Consider the following 16941-nt stretch of genomic DNA (forward strand, 5'->3'; position numbering starts at 1 on the left):
CAAATAGACTATTAGTTTTTTATAATTCGCTGTTGTTATACATCGAAATGTCGAATGCGTTTCAGCGTTTGCTCTTTGCCAAGCACGATCATTACTTCGAAGATGCCTGGAGAAGAATTGGAGCCGGTAAGCACCGCCCGCAAGGGCTGTGCAACTTTTCCGAGTTTAAGATCAAGTTTTTCGGCAGTTGCACGAACACTTGCGTCAACGTTCTCTTCGGTCCAGCTTTCAAGCGCTTCAAGGCTGTTGGCCAGTTCTGCGAACAAACCTTCAGGTGCGCTATCAATCAGGGACTGGGCTTTCTCGTTAACGGACGTAATGCCATCTGTAACGTAGAAGGCCGAAGATTCGGCGAGCTCAATAAGTGTCTTGGCCCTTTCTTTAAGGCCTGCCATGCCATTGATCAAGATTTCTTTTTGCGCTGCATCAATTGCATCAATACCAGCAATGGCTGCAACCCGTTGGGAAATCTCGTCTACAAGCCGTTTGTCATCGGCCTGACGCAAGTAAATTCCGTTCAGGTTTGTCAGCTTTGCGAAGTCGAAACGCGACGCGCCCTTGCCAACATCCTTGACGTCAAACCACTCGATTGCCTGTTCCTGGCTGATGACCTCGTCGTCACCATGGCCCCAGCCAAGGCGCAGCAGATAGTTGTTCAGCGCTTCGGGAAGGAAGCCCATCTCGTCGCGATAGGCGTCAACACCCAGTGCACCGTGACGCTTGGACAGTTTTGCACCATCCGGGCCATGGATCAGCGGGATATGAGCAAAGGTAGGAACGTCCCAACCCATTGCGTCATAAAGCGCTTTCTGCCGGAAGGCATTGGTCAGGTGGTCGTCCCCACGAATGACGTTGGTCACACCCATATCATGGTCATCAACAACAACCGAAAGCATATAGGTCGGGGTTCCGTCACCGCGCAGGATGACATAGTCGTCAAGCTGTTCGTTTGCGACGCGAACTTCGCCCTGAACCTGATCATTGATAACGACATCGCCTTCCTGCGGCGCCTTGATACGAACCACCGGCTTGACGCCAGCAGGGGCCTCGGACGGATCGCGATCACGCCAGGTGCCGTCATATTTCATCGGGCGGCCTTCAGCACGGGCTTTCTCCCGCATGGCGGTCAGTTCTTCGGGCGAGCAATAGCAAAGATATGCCTTGCCGGCATCAAGCAATTGTTGGGCGACTTCTGCATGGCGGTCGCGACGGGCAAACTGGAAAGTCGGTTCTTCGTCAGCGGTCAGGCCAAGCCAGTTCAGGCCGTCAAAAATGGCCTCTACGGCCTCGGGCGTTGAACGTTCGCGGTCAGTGTCTTCGATGCGCAGCAAGAATTTGCCGCCGGTGTGTTTGGCATAAAGCCAGTTATACAGGGCGGTGCGTGCGCCGCCGATATGTAAAAACCCGGTCGGGGACGGGGCAAAACGGGTAACAACCGTCATTCAATCTATCCGTTATCTGGATGTTGTCGCTTGTCGTATGGACTTTTGGCGTGCAGGCTATAGCACAAATGACACGCTGTTGCACCACAGCCGATGTTAGATAGAAACAATGCTCAGGGCGGGCTATTGGACATTCGTCGTAATACTTTTATAAGAAGTATGAAAAAACAAAGGCTTGCGGGAAATTTCTCGCAAGTCATATTTGTTGTTACAAGCCAAAGAAATAAATGGTTTCTGTCATCGGTCCTCTTCTTTGGGTTGGGATGTGGGCTATATTTCTTGCTTCCTGCGCGCATTGCAGCATCAGAGATTGGCGTCGGAGTGATTCTTTCTGGCTGCGCATTCTGGATGACCCGGCGGATCGCGATTGTTGCTTTCACCCTGCAGTTGCAAACAAGCTTGATGGCGGGGTTCCTCACAAGTGCCATTCACACGGATATTGGTCCGCAAAATATTCTGACCAAGACGCTTTATGCGACCGAAATCACCGGGACTGTTATCAATATTGAACCGCGCGAAAATCGACTTCGGGTCACACTTGAACCATCTGCCATAACCGGACTGGCAGATGGGGAATTCGACTGGAAAGTCAGATTAAGTTTTCTGGGTGACAGCAAATTTTCTATCGGCGACCAGGTGCAGGTCAAGGCAAGGTTATTTCCGCTTCGCCCGCCAGCGGTTCCCGGTGATCCTGATTTCGCGCGCAACCTTTACTTTAGCGGGATCGGCGCAACCGGTTTTGCATTCGGACGACAGTTTCAGGTCTTGGCTGAGAATAAAGGTTATAAAAACAATGAATTATGGAACTTTATTGAGGAGGCACGTCAGTCTGTTTCTCAAACGATCAGCCACTATCTGAGTGCTCCCGAAGCCGGAATAGCCAAGGCACTTATCATTGGTGAACGGGGTGAAGTCACCCCCGATATAACCGAAGACTTACGGAAGTCGGGGCTTGCCCATCTTTTGGCGATTTCCGGACTGCATATGGGATTGTTGTGTGGAACGGTGTTTTTTCTGTTCCGGTTTTGCCTGGCTGCTATTCCGCGCATCGCATTGCGCTATCCGATAAAAAAATGGGCGGCGGTAGCTGCTGCGTTGTCAGGGCTGATTTATCTTGGATTGTCCGGGGCAACAGTGCCCACGCAACGCGCCTTTATCATGTTGCTGGTTGTCTGGATCGCCTTGTTGCTTGATCGCCGCGCCATTTCGTTACGCTTGGTCGGTGTTGCGGCTATTGTCGTTTTGATCTTGCGTCCCGATGCCGTTCTGGGAGCCAGCTTTCAGCTGTCCTTTGCTGCTGTTGGTGCGTTGGTGGCATTCTATAACGGGCCCGGTCGTCGATGGCTTGATCGTCAGGGTATGAGCCCCTGGTATGTGCGTATCGTGATCTATATTGCTGGATTGCTGGTCACCGGCATCATTGTTACAGCCGTAACGGCACCGATAATCGGGTTCCATTTCGGACGCATTTCGATGCTGGGGATTGTTGCTAACCTGATTGCCATCCCGGTGATGGCATTCTGGGTGATGCCGTTGATCGTTGCGACACTGATATTGATCCCGGTCGGGCTGGGCGGTGTCACACTTGCCTTGATGAAACCCGGGCTTGCCGTCCTGATCAGGACGGCCTCCTTCGTCGCCGATCAGGAATGGGGGCTTTGGTACGTTTCGGGGCTGAGCTTTATCGCAGTTTCCTGTGTGTTGCTGGCACTTTCCTGGGCGATGATCTGGCGTGACAGGGCCGCCATTATTCTGGGTGTCCCGCTTTTGCTGATTGCCGTGTTTGCACAATGGCAACATCAAAGCCCGAATATTCTGGTGTCAGGTGATCGTGAAAACTGGGCTGTCTTCGATCCGGATGACGGTGTCCTTTATATTCCCGACGGGCTTGGTGAGTTTCAAAAATCGGTCTGGATGAGCCGCTTCGGCATGCGACGTGAGGATGAAGACCGCTACGTCAAAACCTGTGAGACGGACCCGTGTCTGGTCGGGATTGGCGCGGACAGTGCCAAGACAAACATCATCATTGCAAGCAAGCTTCTCAACCCGTTTTATGCCTGTCGGAATGCCGAGATTGTCATCAGTCTGACAACAGATCTGCCAAGGCAAAGCTGTCAGGATGCCGGGGCGCAGCACATGATTGATGACGATGTCTTGTGGTGGCAAGGTGGCGTGGCGTTAAGCGCAGGCAGCAAAGATAGCGATGAAATATCACTGCAAACAGTGCGCGCAACATCCGGACACTGGCCTTGGGTCATCGTCGCGCAAAAGGCGGGACGTGCAGCGCGATGAAACAGTTTTTTGAAGTCTAAAAAAACGCCCGGATGCATCGCACACCAGGCGGTTTTCAAAAGCTGTATGGGAATGGGCGATGATCAGTATTGGCGCAGCAAGCCAACCAGACGTCCCTGAATGCGCACGCGGTCCGGTGACAGAGCACGGGTTTCATAGCGCGCATTGGCCGGTTCAAGCAGAACCTCGCCGCGGCCACGTTTAAGACGCTTGAGCGTGGCTTCGCTGTCATCGACAAGGGCGACGACAATCGTGCCATCATGGGCCTGTTCACAACGCTGGATCAGCACCGTATCGCCATCAAGAATACCGGCTTCGATCATGGAATCACCCGATACCTCAAGCGCATAGTGATCACCAGAACCCAGAAGGGCTGCCGGGACCTGCACCATGGTGCTTTGATCGCGCAGCGCCTCGATCGGGGTACCTGCGGCAATCCGACCATAAAGCGGTAGTGAAATGGCTTCTCCGGCCTCGGAAAACGCGGTTGGGACGGTTGCCGGACGGTGCGATGCCTTTCGCGCACTGGCAATGGATGTGACATTGTTTGGCGTTTCAGGTGCCTCGTCGTCACTGTTTTCCGGAAGCCGGATGACTTCCAGTGCACGGGCACGATGGGCGAGGCGACGGATAAAGCCGCGTTCCTCAAGCCCGGTAATCAGCCGATGAATGCCTGATTTGGATTTAAGGTTCAGGGCCTCTTTCATTTCATCGAAAGAGGGCGAGATACCGTGATCGCGAAGGTAATTGTCAATATAGACCAGCAACTCATATTGCTTGCGCGTCAGCATGATATTTCCCGAACCTGTAGCAAGAACAAAAAGGATACACAGATGTTCTACTTTAGTTCTTTTGCGCGGTCAAGCACCTGCGCATAAAAAGCACAGGGCAAATGTCAGAAACGCGAAACAATGTCCTGAAACAGAAGAAAACCGGGGGAGCACGATCAGTCGGCGATATAGGTGCCGGACTTTCCGCCTTCCTTGCGGGTGACACGAATATCTGTGATCTGCATCGCCTTATCGACCGCCTTGCACATATCAAAGACGGTCAGGGCCGCAACAGAGGCAGCTGTAAGCGCCTCCATCTCGACCCCGGTCTTGCCGGTGGTCTTGCAGGTTGCCGTAATATCGACCCCGTCAACATCATCGGCCAGTTCAAGATCAACCGTAACCGAAGTCAGGGGAAGAGGATGGCACAGCGGGATCAGATCAGGAGTCTTTTTCGCCCCCATGATCCCGGCAAGCTGGGCAATGCCAAGAACATCGCCCTTTTTATGGCCGCGATCCGCAATCAGCTGTGCTGTTTGCGCAGACATCAGTACACGTGCCTTGGCAATGGCAATTCGGGTGGTATCGGCCTTGGCCGAGATATCGACCATGACGGCGTTACCACCTGCATCAATATGCGAAAGCTTGTCTGCCATTATTCTGTCTGTCGCCAATCAGGCCGCAAGGCCAAGAAGATTACGGGTTGCTGCGGTCACATCATCCTGACGCATCAGGCTTTCACCAATCAGGAAGCATTGCGCGCCGACCCTGGACATGCGTGCAAGGTCTTCCGGAGTAAACAAGCCGCTTTCAGCCACCAGCAAACGGTCGTTATCAACCATGCCAGCCAGTTCTTCGGTCGTGCTCAGCGAAATTTCCATGGTCTTGAGGTTGCGGTTATTAATCCCGACCAGTCGTGATTTCAGTTTCAGCGCGCGTTCAAGTTCTGGTGCATTGTGAACTTCGATCAGAACATCCATGCCAAGGCTGTGCGCGGCATCTTCAAGTTCAGCCGCCAAGCCATCGTCAAGGGCCGCCATGATCAAAAGGATACAATCAGCACCAAGTGCACGTGCTTCGGTGATCTGATAGGGATCAACCATGAAATCCTTGCGCAATGCCGGAAGGTCAACAGCCGCACGTGCCGCCACCAGATAGCTGTCATCGCCCTGGAAATAGGGGACGTCAGTCAGAACAGAAAGACAGCTTGCCCCGCCAGCCTGATAGGCTTTTGCGAGTTCCGGCGGATTGAAATCCGGGCGGATCAGGCCTTGGGACGGTGATGCTTTCTTGATTTCGGCGATCAGGCCGTAACGACCGTTCGCAACACTGGTTTCAAGGGCATTGATAAAGCCGCGCGGTGCTGACTGTGCCTTTGCTTCTGCTTCAAGCGTACCAAGGGTTTTGCGCGCCTTGCAGGCTGCGACATGGTCACGTTTGTCGTCACAGATTTTTTGAAGAACGTCACTCACGCTGCGTTTCCTTCGTTGGTAATGGTAACAAGGCCCTGCAGCGTCTCTGCAGCCTTGCCACTGTCAATCGCATCGGACGCCTTTTTAATACCCTCGGCAAGATCGCTCGCAATCCCGGTAACCACAAGGGCCGCACCGGCATTCATCAGAACGATGTCGCGATAAGCGCCTTTTTTTGCCGCCAAAAGATCAGTAATAGCCTTGGCATTCACATCGGCATCCCCCCCCTTGAGATCCTCAAGAGTAGCCGTTTCAAAGCCGAAATCACCCGGTGAAATTTCAAAGGTCGTGACATTGCCGTTTTTGACTTCGGCAACAAAGGTCGGACCGGTGGTCGAGATTTCATCAAGTCCGCTATGGCCGTGAACGACCCAAGCATGTACCGATCCCAGACGGTTCAGCACATGGGCAACCGGTTCCACCCAGTCCTTGGCAAAAACGCCAAGGACCTGGCGTTTGGTCTTTGCCGGGTTGGCAAGCGGGCCAAGCAGGTTAAAGATCGTGCGGGTCCCCATTTCAACACGGGTCGGCATCACATGACGCATGGCCGAATGATGGCGGGTTGCCATCATAAAGCACAGGCCGATCTCGCGAAGCGCCTTTTCCAGAAGCTTCATATCCGCATCAAGATTAACGCCAAGCGCCATCAGGACATCGGCAGAACCCGATTTCGACGAAGCAGCACGGTTGCCATGCTTGGCAACAACAGCACCAGCCGCCGCCGCAACAATGGCGGCACCAGTCGAAATATTGAAGGTGCCACTGCCATCTCCACCCGTCCCGCAGGTATCAACTGCATTGTCAGGCGCAACGATGCCGGTTGCCTTTTCACGCATGACGCGTGCTGCGCCGGTGATTTCGTCAACCGTTTCACCGCGAATACGCAAACCCATCAGGAAAGCCCCCATCTGGGACGGGGTTGCCTGACCCGACATCAGCACATTGAAAGCCTGTTCGGCCATGCTTTCGGTCAGTTTTTCACCATCTGCGACTTTGGCCAGAATTGGCTTCAGATCATTATCAGTCGACATTCGGGTTTCCTCGGTTTGCGGTCCGGTGCGTTTGTCAGGCGCCGGTATAGTCGATAAAATTCTTTAACAATGCGTGCCCATGTTCCGATGCAATGCTTTCGGGATGGAACTGAACGCCATGAATCTGATGGGTTTTATGACGGACACCCATGATCAGACCATCTTCGCTTTCGGCGGTGATTTCAAGACTGTTGGGCAAAGTTTCGCGTTCGATCACCAAAGAATGATAGCGCGTTGCCTCAAACGGGCTTGGAAGACCGGCAAAGACACTGGTACCGGAATGTTTCATCGCATCGGTCTTGCCATGCATGCAATGGGGCGCACGGACAACCTTGCCGCCAAATGCCTGACCAATTGATTGATGGCCAAGGCACACGCCAAGAAGCTTGACCTTGCCAGCCGCAGCCTTGATCAGATCAAGACAGATACCTGCACGTTCCGGGTCACAAGGACCGGGCGAAATCACGATGCCCTCGGGCTTCATGGCAAGGGCCGCATCGACGGTGATCTCATCGTTGCGGCGTACTTCAACCTCGGGGCCGAGTTCGCGCAAATAATGCCACAAATTGAATGTGAAGCTGTCGTAATTATCGATGAGTAGATACATCGGAAGAAGCGCCTGTGCACATTAAGGTCGGCAGAGAATAAACGCCCTTGCCGCTACGTCAAGCGGAAGCAGAGTAAGGGTTTTCTCCTATGGCAGGTTGTCCGGTGATGCGCAGGTCCGGTCTCTTAACGGGGCGCTAACCAGAACCGTTTTAAAAACATTAAAACAACTGCCGACATGATCGGTCTATAATCACCATATGGGATGGAGCTGTATGCTATAATGTACAGCGCCTACGAGCGACCCACCAAACGATACTGGAGACCACAGCGTGGCACGCCGGGCAACGACCACCAAACGTAAAAAGGTGGCACCCAAGAAATCCAACCGCCAAAAGACTGCATCGAAAAAGAAATCGGGCGGTATCGGCCGTCTGATGCTGGGCGGTGCATTTGTTGCAGGTACTCTTTCTGCCATGATTGCCGTGGGCAGCATGCTTGAACTTGATCGCGCATCTGACGAATTCGGTCGGGCATCGGATCAACGCGCTCCTGATTACGCATTGGCCGAGCCGGAACAAAAACCGATGCTGCGCAAGGATTATCAGTTACCCGATACTCCGCCGCCGCCCATGCAGGGACGCACCGGTTATCTGATTGATGAAAATGGCCGCACCACCGCAAATCAGGGGCAGGGCGGACAGAACCTTTCGGATTTTGTCGGAACACCACAATCCAAACCCAAAGGCGACATTCTTCCGGGGGATAGTGGCAATGACGGACCCGCAATAACGGTCGGGCCGTCTGACAAGGATGCGCCTTGGCGTAAATTTGCGGCCCTGGCACCTGATGCCGGATCAAAGCCGGTCATTGCCATTGTCATCGATGATGCCGGGCTTGATCAGCCTCGCACGGCAAAAACCGTGGAACTTCCCGGGCCGATTACGATTTCCTATCTGCCTTATGCGCGCGATTTGCAGCCACAGGTCAATGCCGCACGCAAGGCCGGGCATGAGGTGATGTTACATATGCCAATGGAACCGTCATCGGCCACAGTTGATCCGGGACCACATGCGTTGTTGGCGACCTATGATCGACAGAAGATCGTCAACGAAATGAACTGGATGCTTGATCGCTTTGACGGATATGTCGGGGTGAACAACCATATGGGCAGCAAATTCACATCCGATCCGGAACGCATGCGGATTGTGATGGAAGTGATGAAGTCTCGCGGACTTCTGTTCCTTGATTCCCGCACCAGTGCTGCATCTGTCGGGTATTCGACGGCCAGCAAGTTCGGTGTTCCGGCAATTACGCGTGATGTCTTTATCGACGATGCCGACGATGCAGCCAAAATTGCCGATATGCTGGCCCGCACCGAACGTGTCGCCGCCAAACAGGGCTATGCCATTGCCATCGGTCATCCCCGTGATCTGACGATCAGTGCCTTGCGCAAGTGGATCCCGGAAATTGAAGCGCGCGGATTTGTTCTGGTGCCTGTGTCGGATATCTTGCGACGCTCGTCACGGAGTGTGACTGGATAAACCGATACCTGCTGTTCCAGGCTGATACAACAAGGGCCGCAGTGATACGCGGCCCTTTGTTTATTGTTTCAGGAGAAGCGATATGCTTCGCGGGCCGCGGCCATCAATGCACCTGCCTTGTTGCGGCATTCCTTGTGCTCCAGTTCCGGTTTGCTATCAACGACGATACCGGCACCGGCCTGAATATGAATTTTCTCGTCCTTGATAACGGCTGTACGCAGGGCGATGCAGGTATCCATTGACCCATCAGCCGAGATATAGCCGATACACCCGGCATAGATCCCGCGACGCACCGATTCCAGTTCATCAATGATTTCCATCGCGCGTACTTTTGGTGCACCTGAAACCGTCCCGGCGGGGAAACCTGCCTTAAGGGCATCCATGGCATCGTATTTCTCGTCGATTTGCCCGACGACATTGGAAACGATATGCATGACATGGGAATAATATTCGATGGTCTCGCGGTCTGTGACACGAACCGTGCCGGGTTTTGAAACACGGCCAACATCATTACGACCGAGATCAAGCAACATCAGATGTTCGGAACGTTCCTTGGGATCATCCAGAAGGTCTTGCGCCATAACCTTGTCATCTTCGGGCGTTTTGCCACGACGGCGCGTTCCGGCGATCGGACGAATGGTGACCTCGCTATCGCGTAACCGGACCAGAATTTCCGGGCTGGCGCCAACAACCTGAAAACCGCCAATATCAAGATAGAACATGAAGGGTGACGGGTTGATCCGGCGAAGTGCGCGATAAAAGGCAAAGGGCGGCAATTGATAGGGCAGCGTATAGCGTTGCGACAGCACGACCTGGAAGATGTCACCGGCCCGGATATATTCCTTGGCCTTGTCGACCATTTCGTAAAAGCCAGCTTCATCCACGCTGACCTTCGGGTCGGGCAGGGTATCGGGCGCGGATTTCGAGCGACGGTCGATAAACAGGTTGCGCTGGAACTGCATCACCACATCGTTAAGCCGAGCACATGCCAGATCATAGGCCGCATCGGCACTGATACCGTCTTGCGGGCGCACTGGTGTGACGACGGTTACCGTATCCTCGATGGTGTCAAAGCTTGCGGTTACAGTCGGGCGAATAAATATGCCGTCTGGCACGCCAAGTTCGTCTTCGTTGCTGTCAGGCAGCTTTTCCATCAGGCGGACGGTGTCATATCCCATATAGCCAACAAGACCGGCACTCATCGGCGGCAGATTGTCGGGAAGCTTGATATAGCTTTCAGCAATCAGTTTCTTAAGGCTGTCGAGCGGGGCATCATCTTCATCGACAAAGGCATCCGCATCGGCCATGGCGCGACGGTTCAGATCAGCCTTGTTGCCAAAGCAACGCCAGATCAGATCGGGTTTCAAACCCAGAAATGAATATCGCCCGCGAACAGCTCCTCCTTCAACAGATTCAAGCAAGTAGGTGTTTGGCATACCTTCGGCAATCTTGAGGAACGCCGAAACCGGCGTATCGAGATCAGCCGTCAATGCGGTCCAGAGAACCTGCGAGACGCCCTTGTCATAGTTTTGCTTGAAGCTGTTGAAATCCGGTTTGATTTCCATGGTCTGTCCGATTGTTGGTCTTTATGTTGGCTCTTAATAAAAAGAAAAAGGGCGACCGGTTGATCCGGTCGCCCTTTGTGCTTGTATCAGTTAGCTGCTGTCGGAGCAAAAAGCTCGTTGATGACGGTGTTATTCACCGTGACCGAGATTTCGTCTCGCAGATAGCCAAGATATTGCGAAAGAATATCTTCGTTGATTGCCGATTTCAGTTCGTTACTGACCATAGATGCATCTGCCGTCTGGGCATCTGCGACCTTGATATTATCAAGGCGGACAATCAGGATGTCTTCCCCGGTCTGAATTGCTTTGGCCTTGCCATCTTCAAGAGTGAATAGGGCGGCAGCAACGGCCGGATTAACATTGTCGCCAAGACCCTGACCGGTACGTTTTGTCAGACCGCTTTCCATGACCTCTGCGCCATCTTCAGAGGCAACAGCGGCAAGATCTGCACCGTTTGAGTTGATGGTGTTGGCAAGCTCTTCTGCTTTGGCCAGCATCTGCTTCTGGCGTTCGTCAGCTTTCCATGCTGGGATGACATCGTCACGAACATCTTCGAACGGACGCAGGGCAGAGGGGGTGATGTTCTCGACGCGAACGACATAACGGGTACCGGTACCGGTTTCCTCAAGGAAGCTTTCTTCGCCGTTTTCAAGCTCGAAAATCTTCGCGTTGATTTCATCCGCACTGTCGATGTTTTCACCGGCAAGGCCCTCGCCGCGAACAACTCCGCTCAGCTTGTAGGTTTTTGCGCCAACGTCACGGGCTGCGTCTTCGATCGGGGTGCCTGCGCCAAGTTCCTCGTCAAACTTTGCCGCAAGGTCATAAATCGAGTCTTCTGCCTTGAACTGTTTGAGGCCGTCGACAATTGTGTCGCGTACTTCATCAAGGGACTGGGTGCTGCCCGGCGTAATCGACGTCACATGCAGGATATGCCAGCCAAGAGCCGTTTCAACCGGTTCGGAGTAACCGCCTTCGGGCAGGGCAAAGGTTGCAGCGCTCAGGTCCGGAAGAATGTCGTTGGCGGTGAATTCGCCAAGCTTGACCATCCCTTCATCCATGCCGGCTTCCTTGGCCGTCGCCATGAAGTCAGCCCCTTCCTGAAGCTTTTTATAGGCTTCGTGCGCAGACTGCTCGTCGCCCGGCGCAAACAGTATCTGTTCGACAACGCGTTTTTCCGGGGTCTGGAATTCTGCTTCACGCTGTTTATAGGAATCAGCGATTTCTTCTTCGGTCACCGAGATTGTCGGGATCAGGTCCGCGGCACTGAGTGTCGCCAGCGTCACATCACGGCTTTCCGGCGCAGTAAACTGTGCTGCATTATCTTCGTGGAATTTGCGAAGGGTCGCATCATCGGCAACCGCAATATCATCAAATTCCGCACCATTGAGGGCAAAGAATGAACCACTACGCTGTTCGTTGCGATAGGTAACAATCTGCTTTGCCATCATTTCCGGAACCGCCGCAGTGCCGGTCAGGCTGCCAACAACCTGCTGGCTCATCAGATCGCCACGAACACCTTCGATGAATTCCTGTTCGGTATAGCCTGCGGTGTAAAGCGCCTGCAGGAAACGATCACGGCTGAATTGTCCGGTGGTCGGGTCCTTGAAATTCTCAGACGCGAAGATGGTGTCGCGCACTTTATCGTCGCTGATACCGATTCCCATAACCTTGGCGTCTTCACGCAGCACTTTCTGAGATACGAGCGATTGCACCGTATTGTTCAGAAGACCCATCTGGATGGCCTGCTGCTGGTTGAAGTTTGGGCCGAATACATTCCGCATATTCTGCACGCTGCGCTGGAAGGCGCGGTCCAGTTCGACCGGGGTAACTTTCTGGCTGCCGATTTCGGCAACTTCACGCGACGTGCCAAGATTAAGCATCGATGCGTTCAGGCCCCAGATAACGAAGCTCAGTGCAATCACGCCAAAGATGATTTTGGCAAAGATTGATTTCGAAAATGTGCGAATGCCAGCAAGCATATGATAAGCCTAACAATTCGTGGTTTGGTGTCGATATAATGTATCGACAGGTTTTAATTATGATCGCCTTGGGACGCAAATCCCGACGAAATTGCCGGGCATCTTAATGGCGACAGGTAACAGCGGCAACAGGCGATTGCATAGAAGATCATAGCAATACCACACGAAATGCATGATCGCGTCATTTCCGGTACTTGGCCCGGTGCGGTGGACATGCTAAAAGCCGCTTCGAAATTGATCTTGTAACAGTTCGTAACCGGCGGGTTCGTCAATTATCGTTCTGTTATAAAACCGGAATGTCTGAAACTGACCAGCAAGAGGTATCCTCACATGACCCAACGCCGTCCCCTGATTGCCGGAAACTGGAAAATGAACTGTTTGCGTGCAGACGGTCTTGCGCTGGCGTCTGACCTGGCCGCAAAGGCGTCTGAAAAGGGGGCGCTTGGCTGTGATGTGCTTGTTTGCCCGCCTGCAACGCTTCTGTCCGAGGTGGTTGGTGTAACCAAGGATAGTACAGTTGCCGTCGGTGGCCAGGATTGCCATGTGGCGACCTCAGGGGCGCATACCGGAGATATTGCTGCACCGATGCTTGCGGATATCGGTGCACGCTATGTTCTGGTTGGACATTCCGAACGCCGTGCGGATCATGGTGAAAGTTCGACCGATATTCGCTGCAAGGCAATTGCTGCGCATGATGCCGGTCTGGTTGCTGTGGTCTGTGTTGGTGAGACCGAACAGGAACGCGATCTTGGCGCGACGCTGTCGGTTGTGAACGGGCAGGTGGCTGTTTCTGTTCCGGATGGTGCGACCGCAAAGAATACTGTCATTGCCTATGAACCGGTCTGGGCGATCGGGACCGGCCGTACCGCCAGCGTTGAAGAAGTTGCCGAGGTCCACACCGCGATCCGCTCAGAACTTGTGAAGCGCTTTGAAGACGGCAACGAATTCCGGATTCTTTATGGTGGCTCAGTCAAGCCGTCCAATGCGGCGGAATTGCTGGCGCTCGAAGACGTCGACGGCGCGCTTGTCGGCGGGGCGAGCCTCAAGGTTGAAGATTTTTGGAAAATTATTGAAACTTGCGCCTAGCCAACAGCCATAAAACGCGTTAAATACGCATCAAATTTATGCCCGGTCCGGGCCAAACTGCGTTCGGATCGGAAGTTAGGACAAGAGTTTCGAGACCATGCAAACAGTCATTCTGGTAATCCACCTTCTTCTTGCGCTCGGCCTTATTGCCGTCATTCTCGTACAGCGCAGCGAGGGCGGTGGGCTTGGTATCGGCGGTAACAGCGGCGGCGGAGGCGGTGGCTTCGGCGTGATGAGTTCACGCGGCGCTGCGAACCTGCTGACCCGTACCACTGCGATTCTGGCAGGTGCATTCATGATCACCAGCATCATTCTTGCATTGCAGTCCAACAGCCATACCCGGCCAGCTTCCATTCTGGAACAGGCACCGGCTTCGGCCCCGGCGGTTACTGAACCCGCTGAGGATACCGGGCCCGCGGCTCCGACCCGCTAAACAAATTAACCGACGACACGAGGCGGCAAACTTGCCGCCTCAATTTTTGATTGTTGTATTCCCCGGTTCGTGATGCACTAAATGGCATTGAACCGAGGCTTTGTGCTTTGAGATGAGGCAAAGAAATGACTCGTTATATCTTTATTACCGGTGGCGTTGTTTCTTCGTTGGGCAAAGGCCTGGCTTCCGCTGCTTTGGGTGCTTCGTTACAGGCACGTGGCTTCACAGTTCGTCTGCGCAAGCTTGATCCGTATATCAACGTCGATCCGGGCACCATGAGCCCGTACCAGCATGGCGAGTGCTATGTGACCGAAGACGGTGCGGAAACCGACCTTGACCTTGGTCACTATGAACGTTTCACCGGTGTGTCTTCGCGCCGTTCAGACAACGTGACGACTGGTCGTATCTATTCCAACGTGATTGCACGTGAACGCCGTGGTGATTATCTGGGCGGGACCGTTCAGGTCATTCCGCACATCACCGATGCCATCAAGGAATTCGTTCAGTCTGATGCGACCGAGGATTTTGTCCTGGTCGAGATCGGCGGCACGGTTGGCGATATTGAAAGCTTGCCGTTCCTCGAGGCGATCCGTCAGATGGGTAACGAGCTTGGCGATGGCCGTACACTGTTCATGCATCTGACCCTGGTGCCTTACATCTCGACCGCAGGTGAGCTGAAAACCAAACCGACCCAGCATTCCGTCAAGGAACTGCAGAGCGTAGGTATTCAGCCGGATATTCTGCTTTGCCGTTGTGATCGTGAAATTCCGATCAATGAACGCCGCAAGATCGCGCGTTTCTGTAACGTGCGCGAAGCAGCCGTCATTCCGGCATATGATGTCGACAATATCTATCAGGTGCCGATCAGCTATCACCAGTATGGTCTTGATAGCGAAGTTCTGCACCATTTCGGTCTGCAGGCGCAGGACCCGGATCTTGCTCCTTGGGAAAACATCTGCAACACCATCCGCAACCCGGAAGGTGAGGTCACGATTGGTATCGTCGGTAAATATATCCAGCTTCCTGATGCCTACAAATCCCTGACCGAAGCCCTTACCCATGGCGGTATCGCCAACAAGGTGCGCGTTAATATTGAATGGATTGCGTCAGACGCCCTTGAAAAAGATGGCAACGTCAACGAAATCCTGTCGAAACTTGATGCGATCATGGTGCCGGGCGGTTTCGGCGAACGTGGTGCAGAAGGCAAGATCGCTGCTGCACGCTATGCCCGTGAAAACAAGGTTCCGTATTTCGGCATTTGCTTTGGTATGCAGATGGCCGTTCTTGAAGCAGCCCGCAACCTTGCTGGCCTGAAAGACGCATCATCGTCTGAATTCGGTCCGACCAAAACACCGCTTGTCGGTCTGATGACCGAATGGGCAAAGGATGGTGGTTCGGTTGAGCGCCGTACTGGCGAAGACGATATGGGCGGTACCATGCGTCTTGGCAATTACGAGTGCAAACTGGTCGAAGGCACTCATGCACGCGACATCTATGGCAGTGCTACTGTTCTTGAACGTCACCGCCATCGTTATGAAGTTAACGTAAACTTCATGTCGCAGCTTGAGGAAAAAGGTCTTAAATTCTCGGGTCTGTCACCGGACGGGCGTTTGCCGGAAATCGTTGAATACCCGGATCATCCGTGGTTCATCGGTGTTCAGTTCCACCCGGAACTTCGTTCGCGTCCGCTTGATCCGCATCCGCTGTTCGTGTCTTACATCAAGGCCGCCAAAGAGCGTAGCCGTCTGGTGTAATCGATACGCAGTCTGACTGCGAGAGGGTCCCTTGCTGTAGGCTTGAATGGCCGAATGCTTGAATGAAAGTCATTGCAATGACCGAAATTAAAACTGTCAAAGTTGGCAATATCGAAATCGCCAATGACAAGCCCTTTGCCGTATTGGCAGGGCCATGTGCGATCGAAAGCCGTCAACATGCTCTGGAAATGTCGGCAGCCCTGAAGGAACTTTCCGAAGGGCTTGGTATCGGTCTGGTTTACAAAAGCTCGTTTGACAAGGCCAATCGGACCAGCACCACGTCAAAACGCGGTGTGGGTCTGTCCGAAGGTCTCGACATTCTGGCTGAAGTCAAATCGGTTACCGGTCTTCCGATCGTAACTGACGTGCATTTGCCAGATCAGTGTGCCGCTGTTGCCGAGGTTGCAGACATTCTTCAGATCCCGGCATTCCTGTGCCGTCAGGCTGATCTGTTGCAGGCAGCTGGCAAGACCGGTCGTGCGGTTAATGTCAAAAAGGGCCAGTTCCTGGCACCTTGGGACATGGTCAATGTGGCCAACAACCTTGCTGCGACCGGCAATGAAAATATTATGCTCTGTGATCGTGGAACCAGCTTTGGCTATAACACGCTCGTCACGGACTTCCGCGGACTTCCCACCATGGCCCGTCTGGGCTATCCGGTTGTCTTCGATGCAACCCATTCGGTCCAGCAGCCAGGCGGACAGGGCACCTCGTCAGGTGGCCAGCGCGAATTCGCGCCTGTTCTGGCCCGCGCAGCCGTATCGGTTGGCATCGCAGCACTGTTTATCGAAACCCACGATAATCCGGCAACGGCCATTTCCGATGGCCCGAACCAAATCCCGTTGAACAAATTACCCGAAGTTCTTTCGGTTCTGATGGAATTGGACAAAGTGGCAAAAGCCAATCCGGTTCGTCTGGATATGTTCGACGCATGATTTTCAAATGCCGCCAGTCATTCATTGGCGGCATTCTTTTTTGCTGTAACCTGCATGCCGAACAAACGGCATGGTTCCTACCAGTGAGGAGA

The 16941-nt window shown here is 53.6% G+C and carries 14 protein-coding genes; 6 read left to right on the forward strand and 8 right to left on the reverse strand.

What is annotated here, in order from left to right; genetic code table 11:
* Nucleotides 1-35: 35 nt before the first annotated feature.
* The gene (gene gltX, locus TH30_RS07100; RefSeq protein WP_114097383.1) at nt 36-1442 is read right to left on the reverse strand and encodes a glutamate--tRNA ligase; all 1407 of its coding nucleotides are present in this window, start codon (nt 1440-1442) and stop codon (nt 36-38) included.
* A 321-nt stretch (nt 1443-1763) separates the two neighbouring features.
* Between gltX and TH30_RS07105 the strand changes: the two genes are divergently transcribed.
* Nucleotides 1764-3734 carry a ComEC/Rec2 family competence protein gene (locus TH30_RS07105; protein WP_404969460.1) on the forward strand — a complete coding sequence of 657 codons (1971 nt, stop codon included), beginning with the start codon at nt 1764-1766 and terminating at the stop codon, nt 3732-3734.
* 83 nt (nt 3735-3817) lie between these two features.
* On the opposite strand, the gene lexA is transcribed toward TH30_RS07105, so the two are convergent.
* From lexA to TH30_RS07130, 5 genes are all read right to left on the reverse strand, one after another.
* Nucleotides 3818-4525, reverse strand: a complete 708-nt coding sequence (gene lexA, locus TH30_RS07110) for a transcriptional repressor LexA (protein ID WP_114097385.1) — start codon at nt 4523-4525, stop codon at nt 3818-3820.
* A gap of 155 nt (nt 4526-4680) precedes the next feature.
* The gene (gene moaC, locus TH30_RS07115) at nt 4681-5160 is read right to left on the reverse strand and encodes a cyclic pyranopterin monophosphate synthase MoaC (protein ID WP_114097386.1); all 480 of its coding nucleotides are present in this window, start codon (nt 5158-5160) and stop codon (nt 4681-4683) included.
* An 18-nt stretch (nt 5161-5178) separates the two neighbouring features.
* Nucleotides 5179-5976, reverse strand: a complete 798-nt coding sequence (trpC, locus tag TH30_RS07120; protein ID WP_114097387.1) for an indole-3-glycerol phosphate synthase TrpC — start codon at nt 5974-5976, stop codon at nt 5179-5181.
* The gene (gene trpD / locus TH30_RS07125) at nt 5973-7007 is read right to left on the reverse strand and encodes an anthranilate phosphoribosyltransferase (protein ID WP_114097388.1); all 1035 of its coding nucleotides are present in this window, start codon (nt 7005-7007) and stop codon (nt 5973-5975) included. The genes trpC and trpD overlap by 4 nt, the downstream gene beginning before the upstream one ends.
* A 34-nt stretch (nt 7008-7041) precedes the next feature.
* On the reverse strand, nt 7042-7614 hold the full coding sequence (locus tag TH30_RS07130; RefSeq protein WP_114097389.1) for an anthranilate synthase component II: 573 nt from the start codon (nt 7612-7614) through the stop codon (nt 7042-7044).
* A 271-nt stretch (nt 7615-7885) separates the two neighbouring features.
* Here TH30_RS07130 and TH30_RS07135 point away from each other — a divergent pair, with 271 nt between their 5' ends.
* Nucleotides 7886-9097 carry a divergent polysaccharide deacetylase family protein gene (locus tag TH30_RS07135; protein WP_114097390.1) on the forward strand — a complete coding sequence of 404 codons (1212 nt, stop codon included), beginning with the start codon at nt 7886-7888 and terminating at the stop codon, nt 9095-9097.
* Between the two features lie 68 nt (nt 9098-9165).
* Here TH30_RS07135 and trpE read toward each other — a convergent pair whose 3' ends face one another.
* Both trpE and TH30_RS07145 read right to left on the reverse strand, forming a co-directional pair.
* Entirely contained in the window at nt 9166-10662 is a 1497-nt protein-coding gene (gene trpE / locus TH30_RS07140) for an anthranilate synthase component I (protein WP_114097391.1), read from the reverse strand.
* A gap of 86 nt (nt 10663-10748) precedes the next feature.
* Nucleotides 10749-12641, reverse strand: a complete 1893-nt coding sequence (locus TH30_RS07145) for a peptidyl-prolyl cis-trans isomerase (RefSeq protein WP_114097392.1) — start codon at nt 12639-12641, stop codon at nt 10749-10751.
* Nucleotides 12642-12971: 330 nt separating this feature from the next.
* Here TH30_RS07145 and tpiA point away from each other — a divergent pair, with 330 nt between their 5' ends.
* The 4 genes from tpiA to kdsA all read left to right on the forward strand — a co-directional run bounded on the left by tpiA (nt 12972) and on the right by kdsA (nt 16849).
* On the forward strand, nt 12972-13727 hold the full coding sequence (tpiA, locus tag TH30_RS07150) for a triose-phosphate isomerase (RefSeq protein ID WP_114097393.1): 756 nt from the start codon (nt 12972-12974) through the stop codon (nt 13725-13727).
* A 97-nt stretch (nt 13728-13824) separates the two neighbouring features.
* Complete coding sequence (gene secG / locus TH30_RS07155) at nt 13825-14160, forward strand: preprotein translocase subunit SecG (protein WP_114097394.1); 336 nt, start codon at nt 13825-13827, stop codon at nt 14158-14160.
* 125 nt (nt 14161-14285) lie between these two features.
* The gene (locus TH30_RS07160) at nt 14286-15914 is read left to right on the forward strand and encodes a CTP synthase (protein ID WP_114097395.1); all 1629 of its coding nucleotides are present in this window, start codon (nt 14286-14288) and stop codon (nt 15912-15914) included.
* A 77-nt stretch (nt 15915-15991) separates the two neighbouring features.
* A complete protein-coding gene (kdsA, locus tag TH30_RS07165) occupies nt 15992-16849 on the forward strand; it encodes a 3-deoxy-8-phosphooctulonate synthase (RefSeq protein ID WP_114097526.1) in 858 nt (285 codons plus the stop codon).
* Nucleotides 16850-16941: the final 92 nt, after the last annotated feature.

It is taken from the genome of Thalassospira profundimaris (assembly GCF_003326795.1).
Lineage (GTDB): Bacteria > Pseudomonadota > Alphaproteobacteria > Rhodospirillales > Thalassospiraceae > Thalassospira > Thalassospira profundimaris_C.